At 61.7% G+C, this 23,852-nt stretch carries 14 protein-coding genes; 6 read left to right on the top strand and 8 right to left on the bottom strand.

Going from position 1 to position 23,852, the window contains the following annotated elements; genetic code table 11:
* Positions 1–83 precede the first annotated feature (83 nt).
* From ligA to IHQ43_RS09400, 4 genes are all read right to left on the bottom strand, one after another.
* Positions 84–2,441, bottom strand: a complete 2,358-nt coding sequence (gene ligA, locus IHQ43_RS09415) for an NAD-dependent DNA ligase LigA (RefSeq protein ID WP_192564129.1) — start codon at positions 2,439–2,441, stop codon at positions 84–86.
* Positions 2,442–2,528: 87 nt separating this feature from the next.
* The gene (gene zipA, locus IHQ43_RS09410; protein ID WP_192564128.1) at positions 2,529–3,395 is read right to left on the bottom strand and encodes a cell division protein ZipA; all 867 of its coding nucleotides are present in this window, start codon (positions 3,393–3,395) and stop codon (positions 2,529–2,531) included.
* A gap of 259 nt (positions 3,396–3,654) precedes the next feature.
* A complete protein-coding gene (gene smc / locus IHQ43_RS09405) occupies positions 3,655–7,143 on the bottom strand; it encodes a chromosome segregation protein SMC (protein WP_192564127.1) in 3,489 nt (1,162 codons plus the stop codon).
* A 2-nt stretch (positions 7,144–7,145) separates the two neighbouring features.
* A complete protein-coding gene (locus IHQ43_RS09400; protein ID WP_011333269.1) occupies positions 7,146–7,805 on the bottom strand; it encodes a GntR family transcriptional regulator in 660 nt (219 codons plus the stop codon).
* Positions 7,806–8,071: 266 nt separating this feature from the next.
* On the opposite strand from IHQ43_RS09400, the gene xdhA reads away from it, so the two are divergent.
* From xdhA to guaD, 4 genes are all read left to right on the top strand, one after another.
* Complete coding sequence (gene xdhA, locus IHQ43_RS09395; protein ID WP_192564126.1) at positions 8,072–9,526, top strand: xanthine dehydrogenase small subunit; 1,455 nt, start codon at positions 8,072–8,074, stop codon at positions 9,524–9,526.
* On the top strand, positions 9,519–11,918 hold the full coding sequence (gene xdhB / locus IHQ43_RS09390) for a xanthine dehydrogenase molybdopterin binding subunit (RefSeq protein ID WP_192564125.1): 2,400 nt from the start codon (positions 9,519–9,521) through the stop codon (positions 11,916–11,918). Before xdhA ends, xdhB begins: the two co-directional genes overlap by 8 nt.
* 142 nt (positions 11,919–12,060) lie before the next feature.
* A complete protein-coding gene (gene xdhC, locus IHQ43_RS09385; RefSeq protein WP_192564124.1) occupies positions 12,061–12,918 on the top strand; it encodes a xanthine dehydrogenase accessory protein XdhC in 858 nt (285 codons plus the stop codon).
* 13 nt (positions 12,919–12,931) lie between these two features.
* Positions 12,932–14,236 (top strand): guanine deaminase, encoded by a 1,305-nt coding sequence (guaD, locus tag IHQ43_RS09380; protein WP_192564123.1) that lies wholly within the window; start codon positions 12,932–12,934, stop codon positions 14,234–14,236.
* A 180-nt stretch (positions 14,237–14,416) separates the two neighbouring features.
* On the opposite strand, the gene IHQ43_RS09375 is transcribed toward guaD, so the two are convergent.
* Positions 14,417–15,181, bottom strand: coding sequence for a GntR family transcriptional regulator (locus IHQ43_RS09375; protein WP_007952027.1), 765 nt, complete (start codon positions 15,179–15,181; stop codon positions 14,417–14,419).
* A 347-nt stretch (positions 15,182–15,528) separates the two neighbouring features.
* Between IHQ43_RS09375 and IHQ43_RS09370 the strand changes: the two genes are divergently transcribed.
* Entirely contained in the window at positions 15,529–16,719 is a 1,191-nt protein-coding gene (locus IHQ43_RS09370; protein ID WP_007952028.1) for a benzoate/H(+) symporter BenE family transporter, read from the top strand.
* Positions 16,720–16,773: 54 nt separating this feature from the next.
* On the opposite strand, the gene IHQ43_RS09365 is transcribed toward IHQ43_RS09370, so the two are convergent.
* Positions 16,774–17,118: a YggL family protein gene (locus tag IHQ43_RS09365; protein WP_007952029.1), complete on the bottom strand. Its 345-nt coding sequence runs from the start codon at positions 17,116–17,118 to the stop codon at positions 16,774–16,776.
* A gap of 234 nt (positions 17,119–17,352) precedes the next feature.
* On the opposite strand from IHQ43_RS09365, the gene dacB reads away from it, so the two are divergent.
* Entirely contained in the window at positions 17,353–18,813 is a 1,461-nt protein-coding gene (gene dacB, locus IHQ43_RS09360) for a D-alanyl-D-alanine carboxypeptidase/D-alanyl-D-alanine endopeptidase (protein WP_192564122.1), read from the top strand.
* A 188-nt stretch (positions 18,814–19,001) separates the two neighbouring features.
* On the opposite strand, the gene IHQ43_RS09355 is transcribed toward dacB, so the two are convergent.
* Both IHQ43_RS09355 and rlmKL read right to left on the bottom strand, forming a co-directional pair.
* The gene (locus IHQ43_RS09355; protein WP_192564121.1) at positions 19,002–21,386 is read right to left on the bottom strand and encodes a sensor domain-containing diguanylate cyclase; all 2,385 of its coding nucleotides are present in this window, start codon (positions 21,384–21,386) and stop codon (positions 19,002–19,004) included.
* Between the two features lie 146 nt (positions 21,387–21,532).
* The gene (rlmKL, locus tag IHQ43_RS09350; protein WP_192564120.1) at positions 21,533–23,803 is read right to left on the bottom strand and encodes a bifunctional 23S rRNA (guanine(2069)-N(7))-methyltransferase RlmK/23S rRNA (guanine(2445)-N(2))-methyltransferase RlmL; all 2,271 of its coding nucleotides are present in this window, start codon (positions 23,801–23,803) and stop codon (positions 21,533–21,535) included.
* Between the last annotated feature and the right edge of the window lie 49 nt (positions 23,804–23,852).

Here is a 23,852-nt window from a genome sequence, read left to right as displayed (position 1 = left end):
GAATGCATACCGTGACGCTCTGCGTCACAGCGGACGCTCTGCGTCCGGGGCGGCATTCCCACGCGGAGCGTGGGAACGATCAATCAGGCGCTGATACCGTGCCCTTTCAGGAACGCGATGAACGCTTCTTCATCCATGACCTTCACGCCCAGTTCGTTAGCCTTGGTCAGCTTCGACCCGGCACCCGGCCCGGCCACCACACAATGGGTCTTGGCCGACACGGAGCCCGCGACCTTGGCGCCGAGGCTTTCCAGGTGTTCCTTGGCGACGTCGCGACTCATCAGCTCGACCTTGCCGGTCAACACCCAGGTCTCCCCGGCCAGCGGCAGGCCTTCGACGACTTTCTTCTCGCTTTGCCAGTGCATGCCGAAATCGCGCAGTTGCTTCTCGGCACTTTCCGCCAGTTGCCGATGCTCGGGCAATTCGAAAAACTCACGCACCGAGTTCGCCTGTTTCTCCGGCAATGCCTGGCGCATGTCCAGCCAGTCCGCGTTCATTACCCCTTCCAGCGTTTCGAACTTGTCTGCCAGTTTCTGCGCCCCGCCCGGCCCGACCGAAGGAATGTGCAGCTTGTCGAGGAAACCACCCAGCGTGGTGCTGGCGGCAAACTCGGCGCCCAGCTCGCCCTGATCCTGAATCTGCAAACCGTGGCCCAGCAGCTCGGTGATCACCTGCTGGTTGTGCGCATCTTCGAAAAAGCTGTGGATCTCGTGCGCCACTTCCAGGCCGATATCCGGCAGGTACGTCAGCACTTGCGGCAAGGCTTGCTGGACACGTTCCAGCGACCCCAGCGAACGCGCCAGCACCTTGGCCGTCTCCTCGCCGACATCCGGGATGCCCAGCGCATAGATGAAGCGCGCCAGACCCGGCTTCTTGCTGTCCTCGATGGCGGCCAGCAATTTGTTGCTCGACACTTCGGCAAAGCCTTCGAGGTCGACGATGTCCTCGAACTTCAGCGCGTAAAGATCAGCCGGCGAACTGACCAGACCTTCGTCCACCAGTTGCTCGACGCTCTTGTCACCAAGACCTTCGATGTCCATCGCCCGACGGGAGACGAAGTGAATGATCGCCTGCTTCAGTTGTGCACCGCAGGCGAGACGACCGACGCAGCGATACACCGCGCCTTCGCTGATGGTTTCCTTGCCCTTGCTGCGCTTGACCAGTTGCGTGCGCTCGACGTGGGAGCCGCAGACCGGGCAGCTCTCGGGAATCTGCACCGGGCGCGCATCTTCCGGGCGGCGATCGATGACCACTTGCACCACTTGCGGGATCACATCACCGGCACGGCGAATGATCACCGTGTCGCCGATCATCAGACCCAGCCGTGCGACCTCGTCCATGTTGTGCAGCGTGGCGTTGGCTACGGTGACGCCGGCGACCTTTACCGGTTTCAAGCGCGCCACGGGAGTGACGGCACCAGTGCGGCCAACCTGGAATTCCACATCGAGCAGTTCGGTGAGTTCTTCCATGGCCGGGAATTTGTGGGCGATGGCCCAGCGCGGCTCCCGGGCGCGGAAGCCCAGCTCGCGCTGATCGGCAATGCTGTTGACCTTGAACACCACGCCGTCGATTTCATAGGCCAGCGAGTTACGGCGCTCACCGATATCGCGGTAGTAATCCAGGCATTCGCCAATGCCTTTGGCCAGTTTCAATTCGTGACTGATCGGCATGCCCCAGGCTTGCAGTTGCTTGAGATTGCCGATGTGGGTGTCGGAGATGTCATGGGACACCTGGCCGATGCCGTAGCAGCAGAATTCCAGCGGGCGGTTGGCGGTGATCTTCGAATCCAGCTGACGCAGGCTGCCGGCGGCAGCGTTGCGCGGGTTGGCGAAGGTCTTGCCGCCGACTTCCAGTTGCGAGGCGTTGAGACGCTCGAAACCGGCCTTGGACATGAACACTTCGCCGCGCACTTCCAGCGTCGCCGGCCAGCCCGTGCCGTGCAATTTCAGCGGAATGTTGCGCACCGTGCGCACGTTGACGCTGATGTCTTCGCCGGTGGTGCCGTCGCCGCGAGTGGCGCCGCGCACCAGCACGCCGTCCTGATACAGCAGGCTGACCGCCAGGCCATCGAGTTTCGGTTCGCAGCTGTATTCCACCGCCGCGCCACCACCGAACAGATCGCCGGCCGGCAGATCCAGACCTTCGGTCACCCGGCGGTCGAACTCGCGCATGTCGGTTTCTTCGAAGGCGTTGCCGAGGCTGAGCATCGGCACTTCGTGACGCACCTGGGTGAACGCGGTCAGCGCCACGCTGCCGACGCGCTGGGTCGGCGAGTCGCTGGTGATCAGTTCCGGGTTGGCCGCTTCCAGCGCCTTGAGCTCGTGGAACAACCGGTCGTACTCGGCATCCGGAATGCTCGGTTCATCGAGAACGTGGTAACGGTAGTTGTGCTGATCGAGTTCAGCGCGCAGCTCTAGAATGCGGTCTTTGGCGGCAGTCATGGGTGTTCTCTCATAAAGCAAAAGAGCAGCCGAGGCTGCTCAATCTATTTTGCCGATTGCCCCTTTATTGCGAGGCAACCTTTTCAATCAACGCTTCTGGGTCAGGGCGCGGCGTTCGAATTCGACGATGCGCTGACGGTAGTGCTCGATGGTCTGCGCGGTCAGGACGCTGCGCTGGTCATCTTTCAATTCGCCGTTCAGTTCCTGGGACAGCTTGCGGGCTGCCGCGACCATCACGTCGAAGGCCTGTTTCGGATGACGCGGGCCTGGCAGGCCGAGGAAGAAGCTCACCGCCGGGGTGCTGAAATGGTCGATGTCGTCCAGATCGAAGATGCCCGGTTTGACCGCGTTGGCCATGGAGAACAGCACTTCACCGTTGCCGGCCATGCTTTCGTGACGGTGGAAGATATCCATCTCGCCGAAACGCAGACCGCTTTCCAGAATGTTCTGCAGCAGTGCCGGGCCCTTGAAGCCGGCCGGATCGCGGCAGATCACGCTGATCACCAGCACTTCTTCGGCTTGCGGCTGATCCTTATCGGCAACTGCCGGCGACGACTTGGCAACAGGCTCGACGAAATCTTCGTCGCGGCTGCTGAAGCTCGGACCGCCGTCCAGGTCCAGATCGAGGTTCAGGTCGCCCTGGGCCGGACCGTTGCTGCCACGCTTGCCACGCTTGGAACCGGACTCGCGAGGCTCGCGTGCTTCGCGGGCCGGCATGCTCACCGATGGCAGATCGTGTTCGTCCAGTTGCGGCTCTTTATGGGTATCCAGCACGCGGGCCGGGCCCAACAGCTCGGCGCTGGTGTCCTCGTCCGGCAGGTTGGACAGACTTCGGTCAAGACGGAATTTCAGTTTTCCCTTGCCGCCGCGCATACGGCGCCAGCCATCGAAAAGAATACCGGCTATCACAATGATGCCGATGACGATCAGCCACTCGCGCAGACCGATTTCCATGTAATCCCGTGCCTCTATAAAAAATGCTGAAAAATAAGGGGTTTACACTGTGCAAACCGCTTTAAAACGTGGCGCCAACTCTATGTTCTGACAGGCGTTTTGCCCACGTATACGAAAAATTGACATTAAACTAGCACGACCAAAGACAACTTTACACCGTCTGTCTCGTTGGCTTGCGCGATTATGTCGATTGGCCAGCAAGTCGAAGCCGGTAAATATGTCCTACAGACTACAAATACCTTTTCCGACACGCGCCGGCTCAGGCATCCACCATCGCCATCGCCTCCTCGACATCCACGGCTACCAATCGCGAACAACCCGGCTCGTGCATCGTTACACCCATCAACTGGTCAGCCATTTCCATGGCGATCTTGTTGTGGGTGATGTAGATGAACTGCACGGTCTGCGACATCTCTTTGACCAATCGTGCGTAGCGTCCAACGTTAGCGTCATCCAGTGGTGCGTCAACTTCATCGAGCATGCAGAACGGCGCCGGATTCAACTTGAAGATCGCAAAAACCAGTGCCAGTGCGGTCAGCGCTTTCTCGCCGCCGGAGAGCAAATGGATGGTGCTGTTCTTCTTCCCGGGCGGCTGCGCCATGATCGTCACCCCTGTATCGAGTAGATCTTCGCCCGTCAGTTCCAAATACGCCCGCCCGCCACCGAAAACTTTCGGGAAAAGCGCCTGTAAACCGCCATTGATCTGATCAAAGGTATCTTTGAAACGGTTACGGGTTTCCTTGTCGATCTTGCGGATGACGTTTTCCAGCGTCTCCAGCGCTTCCACCAGATCGGCGTCCTGCGCATCCAGATAACGTTTACGCTCGGATTGTTGCGTGTATTCGTCGATCGCCGCGAGGTTGATCGCGCCCAGGCGCTGAATGCGCGCGGCGATGCGTTCAAGCTCTTCTTCGGCCGCCTTCTCGCTGGCCTCGGCGGTCAGGGTGTTGAGCACGCCGTGCAGATCGTAGCCGTCTTCCAGCAGTTGATCCTGCAGGGCCTTGCGGCGCACGGTCAGGGCTTGCCATTCCATGCGTTGCTGTTCGAGCTGGCCACGGATCAATTGCGATTGCTGCTCGGCCTGGGTCCGGCGTTTTTCCGCGTCGCGCAGTTCGCGGTCGGCGTCTTCCAGAGCGATCTGGGCGGTCTTGAGTTCGTCGTCGACGCTCATGCGCTTGTCGAGCAACTCTTCGAGTTTGAGGCGCAGCTCTTCCAGCGGTGCTTCGCCCTCCTCCAGATTCAGGCTGAGCTGTTCACGCTTTTCGGTGAGGCGCTCGGCCTGCATTTCCAGACGTTCAAGGGCCTGACGGGTCGAATCATGCTGCGCACGCAGCGAGCCAAGACGCACGGCCAATTGATGGGCGTGATCCTTGTGCTGGCGGGCTTCCTGACGCACGCGATCCAGCCGCTCACGCAGGCTGTCGCGCTGGGCCAGCAGCAATTCGCGCTGCTCGGTGTCGAGGGCCATGGCGTCGAGGGCGTCCTGCAACTGGATCCGCGCTTCGCCGATGTTTTCGTGTTCCAGCTCGCGCTGTTCAGCGAGCTCGACCAGTTCTTCGTCGAGACGGGTGCGACGCAGGTTCAACTGTTCGGCCTTGGCCTTTCCGGCGGACAGTTGAGCTTTCAATTCGCCTTGCTGACGGGCTTCGTCCTGCAACAGACGACGCAAATGCTCACGGCCGTTTTCCTGCTGACGCTGTTGCGCACGCAGCGTCTGCAAACGGGTTTCCATGGCCTCGACCGTGGCTTCGCGCTCTTCGCGTTCCGCATGCAGGGATTCGATTTCCTGACCGCGCGCGAGCATGCCGCTTTCGGCCTCGCTGGCGCGGCGTACCCGCAGAAAATGCCGGCCGACCCAATAACCGTCGCGACTGATCAGACTCTGCCCGGCAGCCAGTTGGCCGCGCAGGGCCAGCGCCTGTTCAAGGCTGTCGACCGGTTTGACCTGGCCCAACCATGGCGACAAATCAATCTGTGCTTCGACCTTGTCCAGCAGACTTCCCGGCACGCGCACGCCATCGTTGCCCGGGCTGAGCAAACGCAGATCGCCCTGGGTGAAACCGGACAGATCGAAGCCGTCGAAATCATCCACCAGCACCGCTTGCAGGTCGGCGCCGAGCACGGTTTCCACCGCCAGCTCCCAACCGGCCTCGACCTTAAGGCCTTCGGCCAGTCGCGGGCGTTCGGCGAGGTTGTGTTCTTTCAGCCATTCAGCAGTGCCGGTGCCCGGATCGAGCGCGGCCTGCTGCAAGGCTTCGAGGGATGCGAGGCGGCCATTGAGCCGCTGCAGATCGCCCTGCGCCTGTTGCTGTGCGGTCAGCGCCTGCTGCAATTCCTGGCGCAGTTGCTCGAGTTTTTCGACCTGGGCTTCTTCGCTGGTCTGCAAATCTTCAAGGGTGGCTTCGGACTCGGCGAGCTGTTCGCTGAGCTCCATGATCGCCGCGTCTTCGGGATCGGCCGAGAGCAGTGCGCGCTCTTCGCCCAGGCGCTTTTGCCGATCGGCCAGACGCTCCATGCTGGTTTCCAGCTGCTGGATACGCGACTGCTGCACTTCGGCCTGACGACGGGGTTCGGCGGCAGTCAGGTTGAAGGCGTCCCACTGCTCCTGCCAGCCGTGCATGACCGTTTCGGAATCTTCCAGCGCCGCGGCGGCTTCTTCGGCGGCGGCATTGGTGATTTCCTGCTCGGGGGTCAGTTGATCAAGTTCTTCGCCGAGAGTCAGCAGCAAGGTGCGGTCGTGGCCCAGGTGCGATTCGGTTTCCAGGCGCGCGCGCTCGGCTTCTTTCAGATCGTCCTGCAATTGGCGCAAGCGCTGCTGGCCGTGCTGGATGCTCTGCTCGACCCGGGCGATGTCGCCGCCGACCGAATAGAAGCGCCCCTGCACCAGATTGAAGCGCTCGGACAGATCGTGGTGACCGTCGCGCAGGCGTTCAATGGCGGCATCGGCGTTGCGCTGCTCGGCGACCAACGCTTCGAAGCTGATTTCCTGATTGCCGATGATCGACTCGCGCTGACCTACCTGATCGTTCAGATCCTGCCAGCGCAGGGCCGACAATTGCGCCTTGAGCTGGCGTTCTTCGGCTTTGTATTCCTGATACTTCTTGGCGGCCTCGGCCTGACGGTGCAAGCGTTCGAGCTGACGTTCGAGCTCTTCGCGCAGGTCGGTCAGACGGGCAAGGTTTTCGTGGGTGCGGCGGATGCGGTTTTCAGTCTCGCGCCGACGTTCCTTGTACTTGGAAATGCCGGCGGCTTCTTCGATGAAGTTACGCAGGTCTTCGGGCTTGGACTCGATCAGCTTGGAGATCATCCCCTGCTCGATGATCGAGTAGCTGCGCGGGCCGAGGCCGGTGCCGAGGAAGATGTCGGTGATGTCGCGACGACGGCATTTGGCGCCGTTGAGGTAATAAGTCGTCTGGCTGTCGCGGGTCACTTTGCGGCGGATCGAAATCTCCGCATACGCCGCCCACTCGCCCAGCAACGTGCCGTCGGAGTTGTCGAACACCAGTTCGATGCTCGCCTGGCTCACCGGTTTACGGCTGGTCGAGCCGTTGAAGATGACGTCGGTCATCGACTCGCCGCGCAGGTTCTTGGCCGAGCTCTCGCCCATCACCCAGCGCACGGCGTCGATGATGTTCGACTTGCCGCAACCGTTAGGCCCGACGACTGCCGCCATGTTGCTGGGGAAGTTCACCGTGGTCGGGTCGACGAAGGACTTGAACCCCGCCAGCTTGATGCACTTGAGCCGCAAGGTCAGGCAACCGTCAGGGCGGACACCACCAGATCGCAGCTGCGCTGGGCGTATGCCGTCAGCACGATGCGGATCTGCGGCAAGTCACGGGCGAGGACGGCGGCGAGCAAGCGTTCGAACAGTTCGAGGAACTCGCTCATCTCGGCCTTGCGCTGCTCCAGTGCGAGGAAGTACGCACGGCTCATCGCCGGTTGCAGGTTCTCGACGGTTTCCTGCAGGTACGGGTTGTTGGCGAACGGATACGCGGCGCGCATCACGTTGAAACTGTCGTCGACGAAGGTGCGGATGTCCTGACGCTCGTAGCTGGCGGTCAGGCGCTGTTGGATCTGCACGAACGGCGCCATGTCGGCCTGGGTTTGCCAGCCATTGGCCACTGCATTACCGAGCAGGATGTACAACTCGCTCATCAACGTGCACAGGCTCTGCACCTTGTGCGCCGTCAGCTCGGTGACGTGGGCGCCGCGGCGCGGCAGGATCGCGATCAGGTGACGGCGCTCGAGGATCAGCAAGGCTTCGCGGACCGAGCCGCGGCTGACGTTAAGTGCCAGCGTGACCTTCTGTTCCTGGATGCGCTCTCCCGGCTTCATTTCGCCGCGAATGATCCGTTCGGCGAGGTGGTGAGCGATTTGCTCGGCGAGGCTGTCCGGCGCCTTGAACGTCATGGTTGTCCTTCAAACTCTTCGATCTGCACAAGCGGCGCAGTGTAGCGCAATGCGCGGTCATGGCGGAGTGCCCGCACAGCGGTTTTTGGCACGAATCCCGCAAAAAAGCGCTTGATCCAATGAGGGTCAATACTGAAGAGACACGTGGTTGAGCGACAAAACGGTTTTTCCTGACCTTTAAGTCAGAAAACCATTGACCGAAAAGTCAGACCTGCTAAATTCGGCTCAAGTCGCTCAACAACAATAATGAGTCTGCGAGGCCTTCCGTGATCCAGTTTTTACTTAACCAGGAACTCCGTAGCGAGCACGCCCTGGACCCGAACCTGACTGTGCTCAACTACCTGCGCGAACACGTGGGTAAATCCGGCACCAAAGAAGGCTGCGCCAGCGGTGACTGCGGCGCGTGTACGGTGGTGGTCGGCGAGTTGCAGACGGATGACGATGGCCGCGAGCACATTCGCTATCGCAGCCTCAACTCGTGCCTGACGTTCGTTTCGTCGCTGCACGGCAAGCAATTGATCAGCGTCGAAGACCTCAAGCACAAGGGCGAACTGCACAGCGTGCAGAAAGCCATGGTCGAGTGCCACGGTTCGCAGTGCGGTTTCTGCACCCCCGGTTTCGTGATGTCGTTGTTCGCCCTGCAAAAGAACAGCGATGCACCGGATCATGCCAAGGCCCACGAAGCGCTGGCCGGCAACCTCTGCCGCTGCACCGGCTACCGGCCGATCCTGGCCGCCGCCGAACAATCCTGCTGCGGCAAGCAACCGGATCAGTTCGACGCCCGTGAAGCGGAAACCATCTCCCGCCTCAAATCCATTGCCCCGACGTCGATCGGCGAGCTCAACAGCGGCGACAAACGCTGCCTGGTGCCGCTGACCGTGGCCGATCTGGCCGACCTCTACGACGCTTATCCACAAGCCCGACTGCTGGCCGGCGGCACCGATCTGGCGCTGGAAGTCACCCAGTTCCACCGCACCCTGCCGGTGATGATATACGTCGGCAATGTCGCCGAAATGAAGCGCATCGAAACCTTCGAAGACCGCATCGAAATCGGCGCCGCCACCGCCCTCTCCGACTGCTACGAAGCGTTGAACGCCGAGTATCCGGACTTCGGCGAACTGCTGCACCGCTTCGCCTCCCTGCAAATCCGCAACCAGGGCACCCTGGGCGGCAACATCGGCAACGCCTCGCCGATCGGTGACTCACCACCGCTGCTGATCGCCCTCGGCGCGCAGATCGTGCTGTGCAAGGGCGATACCCGCCGCACGCTGGCCCTCGAGGATTACTTCATCGATTACCGGGTCACTGCGCGTCAGGAAAGCGAGTTCATCGAGAAAATCATCGTCCCTCGCGCCACGGCCGAGCAGCGCTTTCGCGCGTACAAAGTCTCCAAGCGTCTGGACGATGACATTTCTGCCGTCTGCGCCGCGTTCAACCTGCGCGTCGAAAACGGTGTGATCACCGACGCCCGCGTCGCCTTCGGCGGCATGGCCGCGATCCCGAAACGCGCCGCTCACTGTGAAGCCGTGCTGCTCGGCCAGCCATTCAACAACGCTGTGGTCGAACGTGCCTGCACCGCGCTGGGCGAGGATTTCACTCCGCTCTCGGACTTCCGGGCCAGCAAGGAATATCGCCTGCTCAGCGCGCAGAACCTGCTGCGCAAATACTTCATCGAACTGCAAACACCGCACATCGAGACTCGGGTGACCGCTTATGTCTAACCATCACGGCGTAGAGAAAACACAAGCTGAGCTGGCCGAACTGTTCGCCAAGGACCTGACCACCGGTGTCGGCCGCAGCGTCAAGCATGACAGCGCCGCCAAGCATGTGTCCGGTGAAGCGCAGTACATCGATGACCGCCTGGAATTCCCTAACCAGTTGCACGTTTACGCACGGTTGTCGGATCGCGCCCACGCGAAAATCATCAGCATCGACACCAAGCCCTGCTACGCCTTCGAAGGCGTGCGCATCGCCATCACCCACGAAGACGTTCCAGGCCTGAAAGACATCGGCCCGTTGCTGCCGGGCGATCCGCTGCTGGCCATCGATGACGTACAGTTCGTCGGTCAACCGGTGCTGGCCGTCGCTGCGAAAGATCTGGAAACCGCACGTAAAGCTGCGATGGCCGCGATCATCGAATACGAAGATCTGGAGCCGGTGCTGGACGTGGTCGAAGCCCTGCGCAAACGCCACTTCGTGCTCGACAGCCACACCCACCAGCGCGGCGATTCGACCACCGCACTGGCCACGGCTGAACATCGCATCCAAGGCACGCTGCACATCGGTGGCCAGGAACACTTCTACCTGGAGACCCAGATCTCCTCGGTGATGCCGACCGAAGACGGCGGCATGATCGTCTACTGCTCGACCCAGAACCCCACCGAAGTGCAGAAACTGGTGGCCGAAGTCCTCGACGTATCGATGAACAAGATCGTGGTCGACATGCGCCGCATGGGCGGTGGTTTCGGCGGCAAGGAAACGCAGGCCGCGAGCCCGGCCTGCCTGTGTGCAGTGATCGCGCACCTCACCGGCCAGCCGACCAAGATGCGCCTGCCGCGCGTCGAAGACATGCTGATGACCGGCAAGCGTCACCCGTTCTACGTCGAGTACGACGTCGGCTTCGACAGCACCGGGCGCCTGCACGGGATTGCGATGGATCTGGCCGGCAACTGCGGCTGCTCGCCTGACCTTTCGGCCTCGATTGTCGACCGGGCGATGTTCCACTCGGACAACTCGTACTACCTCGGCGACGCGACCATCAACGGTCACCGCTGCAAGACCAACACCGCGTCGAACACCGCCTACCGTGGTTTCGGTGGCCCGCAGGGGATGGTCGCAATCGAGGAAGTGATGGACGCCATCGCCCGCCACCTGAACCTCGATCCGCTGGCCGTGCGCAAGGCCAACTACTACGGCAAGACCGAGCGCAACGTCACCCATTACTACCAGACCGTCGAGCACAACATGCTCGAGGAAATGACCGCCGAACTGGAAGAAAGCAGCCAGTACGCCGAGCGTCGCGAAGCGATCCGTCGCTACAACGCCAACAGCCCGATCCTGAAAAAAGGCCTGGCGCTGACGCCGGTGAAATTCGGCATTTCCTTCACCGCCAGTTTCCTCAACCAGGCAGGTGCCTTGGTACACGTCTACACCGACGGCAGCATCCACCTGAACCACGGCGGCACGGAAATGGGCCAGGGTCTGAACACCAAAGTCGCGCAAGTCGTGGCCGAGGTGTTCCAGGTGGAAATGGACCGGGTGCAGATCACCGCGACCAACACCGACAAGGTGCCGAACACCTCGCCGACAGCGGCGTCCAGCGGTGCCGACCTGAACGGTAAAGCCGCGCAGAACGCAGCAGAAATCATCAAGCAACGCCTGGTCGAATTCGCCGCCCGCCACTACAAGGTCAGCGAAGAAGACGTGGAATTCCACAATGGCCACGTGCGCGTTCGTGACCATATCCTGACCTTCGAAGCGCTGATCCAGCTGGCGTATTTCAATCAGGTTTCGCTGTCGAGTACCGGGTTCTACAAGACCCCGAAAATCTACTACGACCGCAGCCAGGCCCGTGGTCGGCCGTTCTACTACTTCGCCTTCGGCGCGGCGTGCTGCGAAGTGATCGTCGACACCCTGACCGGCGAGTACAAGATGCTCCGTACCGACATCCTCCACGACGTCGGCGCTTCGCTGAACCCGGCCATCGACATCGGTCAGGTCGAGGGTGGTTTCGTTCAGGGCATGGGCTGGCTGACCATGGAAGAGCTGGTGTGGAACAACAAGGGCAAGCTGATGACCAACGGCCCGGCCAGCTACAAGATTCCGGCCGTGGCGGACATGCCGCTGGACCTGCGGGTGAAACTGGTGGAAAACCGCAAGAACCCGGAAGACACGGTGTTCCACTCCAAGGCTGTCGGTGAGCCACCGTTCATGCTCGGCATCGCCGCGTGGTGCGCGATCAAGGATGCGGTGGCCAGCCTTGGCGACTACAGGCATCAACCGAAGATCGACGCGCCGGCGACCCCGGAGCGGGTGTTGTGGGGTTGCGAGCAGATGCGCCAGCTCAAAGCGGTGAAAACCGTAGAAGCTGAAACCGAGCTGGCTCCGCTCTAAGACCGAGGTGCGGCCTTCGCGGGCAAGCCCGCTCCCACAGGGTTTTGTGGTGACTACCCGATATGCGTTTCATCGCAAATCCTGCGGGAGCTGGCTTGCCAGCGATGAGGCCCGAACAGACAACGAAGATGTCGAGGTGAACATGTACAACTGGATCGACGCCCTCGCCGACCTGCAGAACCAGGGCGAACCCTGCGTTCTGGTGACGATCATCGAAGAGCTCGGCTCGACGCCGCGCAATGCCGGCTCGAAAATGGTCATCAGCGCTCGCCAGACGTTCGACACCATCGGTGGCGGGCACCTGGAATACAAAGCCATGCAGATCGCCCGCGACATGCTTGCCAGCGGCAAGCAGGACACCCATCTGGAGCGCTTCAGCCTCGGCGCCAGCCTTGGCCAGTGCTGTGGCGGCGCCACGGTGCTGTTGTTCGAACCGATGGGCCAGGTGCAGGCGCAGATCGCCGTGTTCGGCGCCGGTCATGTCGGCCGCGCACTGGTACCCTTGCTCGCCAGCCTGCCCTGCCGGGTGCGCTGGATCGATTCCCGGGAAGAGGAATTTCCCGAACAGATTCCCCACGGCGTGCGCAAAATCGTCGCCGAGGAACCTGTGGATGAAATCGACGACCTGCCCGCTGGCAGCTACTGCATCGTCATGACCCACAACCATCAACTGGATCTGGAACTCACCGCCGCGATTCTCAAGCGTAACGACTTTACCTGGTTCGGCCTGATCGGCTCGAAGACCAAACGCGCCAAGTTCGAACACCGCCTGCGTGACCGTGGCTTCGACGCCAGCGTCGTGCAACGCATGCGCTGCCCGATGGGCATCAGCGAAGTCAAAGGCAAGCTGCCTGTGGAAATCGCCATCTCCATCGCCGGCGAAATCATCGCCACCTATAACGCCAATTTCGGCCAGCACAGCGCCAGTGCCGAACCGATTGCCAAACTGCTGCCGGTTTCGCGCCGCAGTCAGGCCGCCTCACTCAAAGCCTCAAACTGATTAGAGAACCCTCATGCCTCTGACTCGCAAAGCCTACCGCGCCGCCATCCTGCACAGCATCGCCGACCCTGCCGAGGTCGGCATCGAAGCCTCCTACGAGTATTTCGAGGACGGCCTGCTGGTGGTCGATGGCGGCAAGATCAGCGCCCTCGGCCACGCCAGCGAACTGCTGCCGACGTTGCCTGCGGACATCGAGATCACGCATCACAAGGATGCGCTGATCACCCCGGGCTTCATCGACACCCACATCCACCTGCCGCAGACCGGCATGGTCGGCGCCTACGGCGAGCAACTGCTGGATTGGCTGAACACCTACACCTTCCCGTGCGAAAGCCAGTTCGCCGACAAGGCCCACGCCGATGAAGTGGCGGACATCTTCATCAAGGAATTGCTGCGCAACGGCACCACCACTGCGCTGGTGTTCGGCAGCGTGCACCCGCAATCGGTGAACTCGTTCTTCGAAGCGGCCGAGAAGCTGGACCTGCGGATGATCGCCGGCAAGGTAATGATGGACCGCAACGCGCCGGACTACCTGACCGACACCCCGGAATCGAGCTACGTCGACAGCAAGGCGCTGATCGAGCGCTGGCACGGCAAGGGTCGCCTACATTACGCCGTAACCCCGCGCTTCGCCCCGACCAGCACCCCGGAACAGTTGACCCTCGCCGGCCAGTTGCTGACTGAATACCCGGATCTGTACATGCAGACCCACATCAGCGAGAACCTCAAGGAAATCGAGTGGGTCAAGGAGCTGTTCCCGGAGCGCAAGGGCTATCTGGACGTCTACGACCACTATCAACTGCTCGGCGAGCGCTCGGTGTTCGCCCACGGCGTGCACCTGTGCGACGACGAATGCGCGCGCCTGGCGGAAACCGGTTCGGCGATCTCGTTCTGCCCGACCTCGAACTTCTTCCTCGGCAGCGGCCTGTTCAACCTGCCGATGGCCGAGAAGCACAAGCTGAACGTCGGCCTCGGTACTGACGTCGGCGGCGGCACGAGTTTTTCGCTGCTGCAAACCCTGAACGAAGCCTACAAGGTGATGCAGTTGCAAGGCGCACGCCTGAGCCCGTTCAAGTCGCTATACCTCGCCACCCTCGGCGGTGCGCGGGCACTGCGCCTGGAAGACAAGATCGGCAGCCTGCAACCGGGCTCCGACGCCGACTTCCTGGTGCTGGACTACAACGCCACGCCGCTGCTGAGCTACCGCTTGAAACAGGCCAACAACATTGCCGAAACGCTGTTCGTGCTGATGACCCTGGGCGATGACCGTACCGTGGCCCAGACTTATGCAGCAGGCGCGCTGGTGCACCAGCGCTAGTTTTCCGCAGACAAAAAAATCCCCCGGCACTTTGCAGTCCGGGGGATTTTTATTGCCTGTCAGATTGCTATCGCTGGCAAGCCAGCTCCCACAGGGTTTTATGGTGTTCACCAGAATTGCGTCACACCGCAAATCCTGTGGGAGCTGGCTTGCCAGCGATTGGGGTCGACGCGGTCTGACTCAGAGCTTGACCGCCGGCCGCCCCGGCTTCTTGGTCTGCAGCAGGTGCGAGAACACTGCATGCAGATCGTCCGAAGCACTTTCCTCGTCGAGGTTGAGCTTGCTGTCGATGTGATCCATGTGATGCATCATCAGGTCCACCGCCAGCTCGCCGTTGCGCGCTTCGATGGCGTCGATCAACTGGGTGTGCTCGTCGTAGGAACAGTGCGAGCGGTTGCCGCTTTCATATTGGGCAATGATCAGCGACGTCTGCGAAACCAGGCTGCGCTGGAAGCTGATCAACGGCGCGTTCTTCGCCGCTTCGGCGAGTTTCAGGTGGAATTCGCCCGAGAGACGGATGCCGGCACCGCGATCGCCACGGGAGAAGCTGTCGCGTTCGTCGTTGACCATCTGGCGCAATTCGGCGATCTGCTCGGCGGTGGCGTGCTGCACCGCCAATTCAGTGATCGCGCGCTCCACCAGACGCCGGGCGAGGAACACCTGACGCGCCTCTTCGACGCTCGGGCTGGCCACGACTGCGCCACGGTTCGGCCGCAACAGCACCACGCCTTCATGGGCCAGACGCGAGAGCGCGCGGCGAATGATGGTGCGGCTGACCCCGAAAATTTCCCCCAGCGCTTCTTCGCTCAACTTTGTGCCGGGCGCCAGGCGCTGTTCGAGGATGGCCTCGAAGATATGCGCATAGACAATATCGTCCTGGGTTCCGCTGCGGCCGGCTTTGCCTGCTCGCGGTTGTTTCTTGAGGGGTTGCAACTGTTCGTTCATGGGCACTCGAGTCGGGAAGAACTGCGGCGAATTGACCGTGACTGTAATACGGCACAGTGGGTCGCTGGCAAGTATCGCGTAAAAAACAGCGCGATTGTACACAATGGAAGGTGGCAACACGACTGTACGGCTGTTTGCGGCTTCGGCTGTATTGCAACGCATCGTTACGTTTGAGTTTAGGCTTGATCGCAGAATCCGCGATTCCTGTGGGAGCGAGCTTGCTCGCGATAGCGGTTGGACATTCAACTCTAATGTCGACTGTTCCGCCGCCATCGCGAGCAAGCTCGCTCCCACAAGGGTTTCGTGTAGCTGCGAATATCTTCATTGGTACAAGGAACACCGCTGTCATGAACGAAATAACCCACACCCGACTGCGCCCGCTGGCGGACACATCACCCTCCGCCATCGTCGCCGGGTTCATCGCGATGATGACCGGCTACACCAGTTCGCTGGTGCTGATGTTCCAGGCCGGGCAAGCGGCGGGCCTGACCAGCGGGCAGATTTCTTCGTGGATCTGGGCGATTTCCATCGGCATGGCGGTGTGTTCGATCGGCCTGTCCCTGCGTTATCGCACGCCGATTACCATTGCGTGGTCGACGCCCGGCGCAGCGCTGTTGATCACCAGCCTCGGCGGCGTCACCTACGGCGAAGCCATCGGCGCCTACATCACCTGCGCGGTGCTGGTGACCATTTGCGGCCTGACCGGCAGCTTCGAACGCTTGGTGAAAAAGATCCCGGCCTCCCTCGCGGCCGCATTGCTGGCGGGGATTCTGTTCAAGATCGGCAGCGAAATCTTCGTCGCCGCGCAGCACCGCACCGGCCTGGTGCTGGGGATGTTCTTCACTTATCTCATCGTCAAACGCCTGTCGCCGCGCTATGCGGTGCTCGCCGCGCTGCTGATCGGCACCGCACTGTCGGGCTTCATGGGGCTGCTGGACTTCAGCGGTTTTCATCTGGAAGTGGCGACACCGGTCTGGACCACGCCACACTTTTCCCTGGCCGCGACCATCAGCATCGGCATCCCGCTGTTTGTCGTGGCGATGACCTCGCAAAACATGCCCGGCATCGCCGTGCTGCGGGCCGATGGTTACAACGTCCCGGCCTCGCCGCTGATCACCACCACCGGCATCGCTTCGTTGCTGCTGGCGCCGTTCGGTTCCCACGGCATCAACCTGGCGGCCATCAGCGCGGCGATCTGCACCGGGCCGCATGCCCATGAGGATCGCAACAAACGCTACACCGCTGCGGTGTGGTGCGGGATTTTCTACGGGATTGCCGGGGTGTTCGGCGCCACGCTGGCGGCATTGTTCGCCGCGCTGCCCAAGGAACTGGTGCTGTCGATTGCTGCTTTGGCGCTGTTCGGCTCGATCATCAACGGTTTGAGCATCGCCATGACCGAGGTGAAGGAACGGGAAGCGGCGCTGATCACCTTCATGGTCACGGCGTCGGGGCTGACGCTGTTTTCCATCGGTTCGGCGTTCTGGGGGATTGTCGCGGGGGTGCTGACCTTGCTGATCCTCAACTGGCGCAAGGCCTGAGTAAAACGCAGGCATAAAAAAACGGCGACCCTCAGGTCGCCGTTTTTTTCAGTATCACTTGGCCGCGTTGATCGGCTTTTCCGGATACCAGACGTCCAGCAGCGGGCTGATTTCAGTAGAAGTCAGCTCGGAGCGGGTTTTCAGCCAGGCTTCAACAGCAGCGCGCTGCTCTTCGGAGACCGAACCACGCTTCTGCAGGCAAACCAGACCGAAGTCATCGCCGCCGACATAGCCCAGACCGTTGGCTTCCATGGCTTCTTTGATGAATGCTTCGAGGAAAGCGTCAATGGCTTCTTCGGACAGGTCTTCTTTGAAGCCCAGGTTCAGTTCGAAACCCAGCTCTTGAAATTCATCGACGCACAGTTTTTTGCGCAGACGCTGGGAACGGTTAGTCGCCATTGGAACAATCCTCTTAAGTAATAACGGCCGGCACTTTACCAGTTTAAGCCGGCGATTGCCCGACTCTCTGGGACGCGCGTGCGACCGCCTGTAAAAAAATAACGAATTGGCGCCCCTGCGAAAGGCACAAGCTGTTACACCTTGGGGCATAATGCCGACACTTTCATGACCACTGAGGGCCTTTTCATCCATGTCCTCGTCTTTTTTCCCCTCGGCTGTAGGGTTTTATTTCATATGATCAAATCGTTGCGTCCTCTGCTCCTGGCCGGTCTTCTTCTGCCGCTGGCCTTGCCCGTCTCCGCTGCCACCATCAACACCGCCCTGACCCCCAACGTCGAAAAAGCCCTCAAGGCCAGCAAGCTGCAGCCCACTGCCCTGTCGCTGGTGATGGTGCCGCTGGACGGCCCGGGCACGCCGACCGTGTACAACGCCGACGTGTCGGTCAACCCGGCCTCGACCATGAAGCTGGTCACCACTTACGCGGCGCTGGAAATGCTCGGCCCCAACCATCAGTGGAAAACCGAGTTCTACACCGACGGCGACCTGAACGGCGGGATCCTCAACGGCAACCTCTACCTCAAGGGCGGCGGCGATCCGAAGCTGAACATGGAAAAGCTCTGGCTGCTGATGCGCGACCTGCGCGCCAACGGCGTGACCCAGGTCACCGGTGATCTGGTGCTGGATCGCAACTTCTTCGTGCAGCCGCAACTGCCGGAATTCAACGATGACGGCAATGATGAGAACAAGCCGTTCCTGGTCAAGCCGGATTCGCTGCTGGTCAACCTCAAGGCCCTGCGTTTCGTGGCCCGCAACGACAATGGCCGGGTGTTGATCTCGGTCGAACCGCCGATTGCCAGCATCAACATCGAGAACACCGTCAAGGCGCTCAACTCCAAACAATGCACCGGCGGCGTGCGCTACAACCCGGTGCCGCAGGCCGATGGCAGCGTGACCGTGACCGTGGCCGGCCAGTTGGGCGAAGGCTGCAGCTCGCAGACTTATCTGTCGCTGCTCGACCACGCGACCTACACCGCCGGCGCCGTGCGGGCGATCTGGAAAGAACTGGGCGGCAGCATCCAGGGCAAGGATCGTCTGGCCCCGACCCCGAGCAGCGCCAAAGTGCTGGCCCGCGCGTTCTCGCCGGATCTGGCGGAAATCATCCGCGACATCAACAAATACAGTAACAACACCATGGCTCAGCAGCTGTTCCTGAGCCTGGGCCAGAAATTTCGCAACGACGCCGACGGCGATGACGCCAAGGCCGCGCAACGCGTGGTCCGTCAATGGCTGGCGAAGAAAGGCATCACCGCTCCGCACCTGGTGATGGAGAACGGCTCCGGTCTGTCGCGTTCGGAGCGGGTCAGCGCCCGGGAAATGGCCAGCATGCTGCAAGCGGCCTGGCACAGCCCGTACGCCGCCGAATACATCAGCTCGCTGCCGATTGCCGGCACCGACGGCACCATGCGCAAACGCCTGAAGACCACCGCGATGCGCGGCGAAGCCCACGTCAAGACCGGCACCCTGAACACCGTACGGGCGATTGCCGGCTTCAGCCGCGACGTCAATGGCAACACCTGGGCGGTGGTGGCGATCCTCAATGACAAGGCGCCGTTTGGCGCGTCGTCGGTGCTGGATCAGGTGCTGCTGGATCTCTATAAACAGCCGCGGACGCCGCAGACCGCTTCGGTTCTGTAATCCCCGTAAATGATTGTTCCCACGCTCTGCGTGGGAACACAGCCCGTGACGCTCCGCGTCACTGGACGCGGAGCGTCCTTAGAGGCATTCCCACGCAGAGCGTGGGAACGATCATCACAGCCAAAACTGCCGCCCCCCCCCAACATGATTGTTCTGACGCTCTGCGTGGGAACGATCATTCGAATGGCTCAGTTCATCTGCCGCTCAACCCGATCCCGCCCGCCCTGCTTCGCCGCATAAACTCCCGAATCCGCCCGCAGCAACAGCGCATCCGCGCCCTCCCCGGGTCGCCAGCTGGCAATCCCGAAACTGGCCGTCACCACCCCGACCACGTCGATTGGCGCACCGCGCAGGCTTTGCCATAACTCTTCGGCCAGCATGTGGGCGTGATCGCCGTCGATGTCCGGGCACAGCACCATGAATTCTTCACCGCCCAACCGGCAGAACACGTCGGTACGCCGCAGACGATGGCCGATGCGCTCACAGACTGCTTGCAACACCCGGTCGCCGACCGCATGGCCGTACTGGTCATTGATCCGTTTGAAATGGTCGATGTCGAGCATGATCACCGACAACTCGCCTCCGCCGCGCTCGACACGGGCCATTTCGGTGGTCAGACGCTCCTGGAAGTAGCGCCGGTTGTGGATGCCGGTCAGCGCATCGGTCACCGACAGGGCGCGCAACTCTTCCTCGACGCGCTTCAGGTCGGAGATGTCGGAGATATATCCGTGCCACAGCACCCCGCCGCCCGGCAGTTCCTCCGGCGTCGCCTCACCGCGAACCCAGCGCAGGCCGCGTTCGGGCAGCTGCACGCGGTATTCCTCGCGCCATGGGCTGAGGTTGTCCGCCGAGGCGCGGATCGACTTGCGCACGCGGCTGACGTCCTGCGGGTGGATGCGGGTGAAGATCGCTTCGGCGTTGAGCAGCAGCACGTCCGGCTCCAGTTCGTAGATCTCGCGGATACCGTCGCTGGCGTAGATCACGCTGAAGCGCCCGTCGAACTCCATTTTGAACTGGTAGATCCCGCCGGGAACGTGGGCGCTGAGCTTCTTCAACAACACGTCCCGCGCGGCCAGCGCTTCGTGCACGCGCTTGCGCTCGGTGATGTCGATGCAGATCGCCAGGTGTCCGACCCACAGCCCCAGCTCGTCCAGCACCGGAGTGGCCAGCATGTTCACCGGCAGGTGGCTGCCATCCTTGCGCACCAGCGTCCACTCCCGCGCCTCGTGCCCACCGACTTCGCCGCCCTCCACCAGCATCGCCTGACAGGTGGGAATGGCCTTGCCATAGCGGGCGCTGAGCTCCGCCGCGCGGACCACCAGTTCCCGGGGAAAGTGCAGGTTTTCCAGGGTCATGTGGCCGATCACTTCAGTGCTGCGGTAACCGAGCATCTGTTCGGCGCCGGGGTTGAAAGTGCTGATCACGCCGCGCAGGTCGGTGGCGATGATTGCCACCTGGGTCGCCGCGTTGAGCACCCCGCGCAACTGGCCGTGGGTATCGCGCAGTTCCTGCTCGCGCTCATGCAGTTCCTGAGTGCGCAACTCGACCATGCGCAACGCACGCTGACGCTGACTGACCAGCACATAAAGCAGCGCGCTCAGCAACAGACTGAGCAATCCGCCCAGCACTATCACGCTGCCAACCGACGAATGGTTGGCCTGCATGAACGCTTCGCTCGGAAGGATATCGACCTGATAGTCGTGATCGGCCATGCGCACCAGCCGGGTGGCCGACAATTCGCTCGGCGCCGGTTCATTCGTCGACTCGAACAGCACCTCATGCTGATCGTTGGTCGACAGGTCGAGAATGCGCACCGAGAGATAGTCATGAAGTGCATCCGGCAAGCCGTCTGCCAGCAACTGACGCATGCTGATGACAGCCATCACGTAGCCGTATGATCTGGACTCCCCTTCGCGCAGCACCGGTGCCACCAACAATACGCCGCGTGCGTAAGCCGGCTCGATACCGACCAGATGCATCGGCTGCGACACCGCCAGGCCGCGAAGCTGGTCGGCACGCTCCAGGGTCGTGCGGCGCAGCGGCTGGGCCAGCAAGTCGTAACCCAGCGGCGAGCCAAGCCGGCTCTGAGTCTGGCTGTACAGCACCACGACGTATTCATCGCGGGCCGAGGCCAGTTGCAGTTCGCCGCGAGCATTGAGTTCGCGCACGCTGAAGGTGCTCAGGCCTTCATCCCGCGTCCGCTGTTCGAAGGCTGCACGCTCGGCACCGCTCACCCGCAGGGCAAACGAGTAGGCCTGAGTACGCAGTAATAAAGGGTGGGTGTAGCCGTCGAATTCGGCACGGGACACCGATTCGGAGTTGGCGAAGAACCGGCGCAGGCCATCGAGGCGCTGCTCTTGATCCTGAAAACGTTCTTCGATGCGGCTATAGCGCTCGTTGGCCAGCAACTGAAAGCGTTGGCGCAACTGGCTGTGAAACTGATTGAGGGTGCCCCAGGCGAGCAGCCCCGTGAGAATCCCGCCGGCGAGCAATACCAGCATCCCGACCAGCCAGGCCGAGACGTCTTCGCTGATAAAACCCAATATCTTCGGGCGCACGGGGTGCAACGACATAAAAGCCACTCACTACGTCAGCATCTGCGGGAAAAACCCCATCGGCCGTGTGTGAGTTATAGCTATTAGCCACTAATTTGGCTAGCTCTGAACGGATCCAAGAGCCTTTAAAAATCAAGGCTCTGTGGATCCAATTTTGCAGAGTGTCAACGAGCCGTGATTTTCCAGGCGCGGTGGATCTTGCCGTTGCGGGCGAAATCCGGGTCGATGGTGCTGGCGGTGATTTCTTCGACCGCGTAACGCTCGGCCAGGTTGTCTTCGAGCTGGAACTTGCGGAAGTTGTTGGAGAAGTACAACACCCCGCCGCTCGCCAGACGGGCCATGGCCAGGTCGATCAACTGCACCTGGTCACGCTGCACGTCGAAGATGCCTTCCATGCGCTTGGAGTTGGAGAACGTCGGCGGATCGATGAAGATCAGGTCGTATTCGTCGCGGGAGTTCTCCAGCCACGCCATCACATCGCCCTGCTCCAGACGGTTCTTGTCGGAGAAGCCGTTGAGCGACAGGTTGCGGCGCGCCCAGTCGAGGTAGGTTTTCGACAGGTCGACGCTGGTGGTGCTGCGCGCGCCGCCCTTGGCCGCGTGCACACTGGCGGTCGCGGTGTAGCAGAACAGGTTGAGGAAGCGCTTGCCGGCGGCCTCTTTCTGGATCCGCATGCGCATCGGCCGGTGGTCGAGAAACAACCCGGTGTCGAGGTAGTCGGTGAGGTTGACCAGCAACTTCACGCCGCCCTCGGTCACTTCATTGAACTTGCCCTGGGCCGCCTGACGCTCGTACTGCCTGGTGCCGCTCTGACGCTCGCGGCGCTTGACCACCACGCGGCTCTTGTCGATGTTCAGCGCCTGCGGGATGGCCGCCAGCGCATCGAACATACGGATCGAGGCTTTTTCCGGGTCGATCGACTTCGGCGCGGCGTATTCCTGAACGTGCACCCAGTCGTGGTACAGGTCGATGGCCATGGCGTATTCCGGCATGTCCGCATCGTAGACGCGGTAGCAGTCGATGCCTTCGCGCTTGACCCACTTGCCCATCGCTTTGAGGTTCTTCTGCAGGCGGTTGGCAAACATCTGCCCGCCTTCGCTCAGGCGCGGTTGCTCGATCACTGGCGCCGGGGCCGGCGTCGGTTTGATCGGGTTGCCGTTCTTGTTGTACTTGCGTTCTTGCGGCTCGTCCGGCGTCTGATCGTAAGCGGCTTGCTCGCGCTCGGCCTGACGTTGCTCCGGGGTGCGACGCTCGCCGGTGACGAACTGATCCGGCAGCACTTTGATCAACAGCAGCTTGCACGGCAGCGCGCCGTTCCAGAACGAATACTGTTTGTGGCTGCGGATGCCCATGCGCTTGCCCAGGTCCGGCGCGCCGGTGAACACCGCCGCTTCCCAGTTCAGGCAGGCCTGACGCAGACGCTCGCCGAGGTTCTGGTAGAGGTACAACAGGCTGGCTTCATCGCCCAGACGCTCGCCGTACGGCGGGTTGCAGATGACCAGACCTTTCTGGTTCTGGTCCGGACGCGGTTCGAAGGTTGCCACTTCGCCCTGATAGATCTTGATCCACTCGCTCAGGCCGGCGCGTTCGACGTTGTTGCGGCCCGGCTGGATCAGCCGTGGGTCGGCTTCATAACCACGAATCCACAGCGGCGGCTTGGCCAGACCGGCAGCAGCACGCTCGACCGCTTCTTCATGCAGTTTTTTCCACAGCGCCGGCACGTGACCGAGCCAGGCGGTGAAGCCCCACTGCTCGCGACGCAGGTTCGGCGCCATGTCGGCGGCGATCATGCCGGCTTCGACCAGGAACGTGCCGACACCGCACATCGGGTCAGCCAGCGCGCCACCTTCGGCGGCAATGCGCGGCCAGCCGGAACGGATCAGGATCGCGGCCGCCAGGTTTTCCTTCAGCGGCGCAGCGCCCTGCTGCAAGCGGTAACCGCGCTGGTGCAGGCTGTGGCCGGAAAGGTCGAGGGACAGAATCGCTTCGCCGCGATCCAGACGCAGGTGAATGCGCAGGTCCGGGTTGAGCTTGTCGATGCTTGGGCGATCGCCCTGCGGGGTGCGCAGTTTGTCGACGATGGCGTCCTTGACCTTCAGGGCGCCAAAGTGGGTGTTGTCGATGCCTGAGCCATGGCCGCTGAATTCTACGGCCAGGGTGCCGTCGGCCAGCATGTGGTCCTGCCAGTCGACGTCGAGTACGCCGTGGTACAGGTCTTCGGCGTTTTTCATCGGGAAGCGCTTGAGCACCAGCAGCACCCGGTTGGCCAGACGCGACCAGAGGCACAGGCGATAAGCGGTTTCCATGGTCGCCATGCCACGCACGGCGGAGGTGTGTTCGCGGGCCTCTTCAAGGCCAAGCCCGACGGCTTCCTCGATGAGCAGGCCTTCAAGGCCTTTGGGGCAAGTGAGGAAGAGTTCGAAACGGTCGGACATGGTTTTTCCAGAGCCTTTGGCTAATGAACCGGCAACGCATTGCCGATCC

The organism is Pseudomonas gozinkensis (assembly GCF_014863585.1).
Lineage (GTDB): Bacteria > Pseudomonadota > Gammaproteobacteria > Pseudomonadales > Pseudomonadaceae > Aquipseudomonas > Aquipseudomonas gozinkensis.
The sequence above is the reverse complement of the archived record's forward strand: the minus strand, read 5'-3'. Positions and strand labels throughout refer to the sequence as shown.

What these genes read in the sequence shown, in the direction of transcription:
- IHQ43_RS09355 (WP_192564121.1), bottom strand. Translation starts at nt 21,386, where the DNA reads ATGTCGTTGCACCCCGTGCGCCCGAAGATATTGGGTTTTATCAGCGAA.
- rlmKL (WP_192564120.1), bottom strand. Translation starts at nt 23,803, where the DNA reads ATGTCCGACCGTTTCGAACTCTTCCTCACTTGCCCCAAAGGCCTTGAA.
- zipA (WP_192564128.1), bottom strand. Translation starts at nt 3,395, where the DNA reads ATGGAAATCGGTCTGCGCGAGTGGCTGATCGTCATCGGCATCATTGTG.
- xdhB (WP_192564125.1), top strand. Translation starts at nt 9,519, where the DNA reads ATGTCTAACCATCACGGCGTAGAGAAAACACAAGCTGAGCTGGCCGAA.
- IHQ43_RS09370 (WP_007952028.1), top strand. Translation starts at nt 15,529, where the DNA reads ATGAACGAAATAACCCACACCCGACTGCGCCCGCTGGCGGACACATCA.
- IHQ43_RS09365 (WP_007952029.1), bottom strand. Translation starts at nt 17,118, where the DNA reads ATGGCGACTAACCGTTCCCAGCGTCTGCGCAAAAAACTGTGCGTCGAT.
- dacB (WP_192564122.1), top strand. Translation starts at nt 17,353, where the DNA reads ATGATCAAATCGTTGCGTCCTCTGCTCCTGGCCGGTCTTCTTCTGCCG.
- ligA (WP_192564129.1), bottom strand. Translation starts at nt 2,441, where the DNA reads ATGACTGCCGCCAAAGACCGCATTCTAGAGCTGCGCGCTGAACTCGAT.
- guaD (WP_192564123.1), top strand. Translation starts at nt 12,932, where the DNA reads ATGCCTCTGACTCGCAAAGCCTACCGCGCCGCCATCCTGCACAGCATC.
- xdhC (WP_192564124.1), top strand. Translation starts at nt 12,061, where the DNA reads ATGTACAACTGGATCGACGCCCTCGCCGACCTGCAGAACCAGGGCGAA.
- IHQ43_RS09375 (WP_007952027.1), bottom strand. Translation starts at nt 15,181, where the DNA reads ATGAACGAACAGTTGCAACCCCTCAAGAAACAACCGCGAGCAGGCAAA.
- IHQ43_RS09400 (WP_011333269.1), bottom strand. Translation starts at nt 7,805, where the DNA reads ATGACGTTCAAGGCGCCGGACAGCCTCGCCGAGCAAATCGCTCACCAC.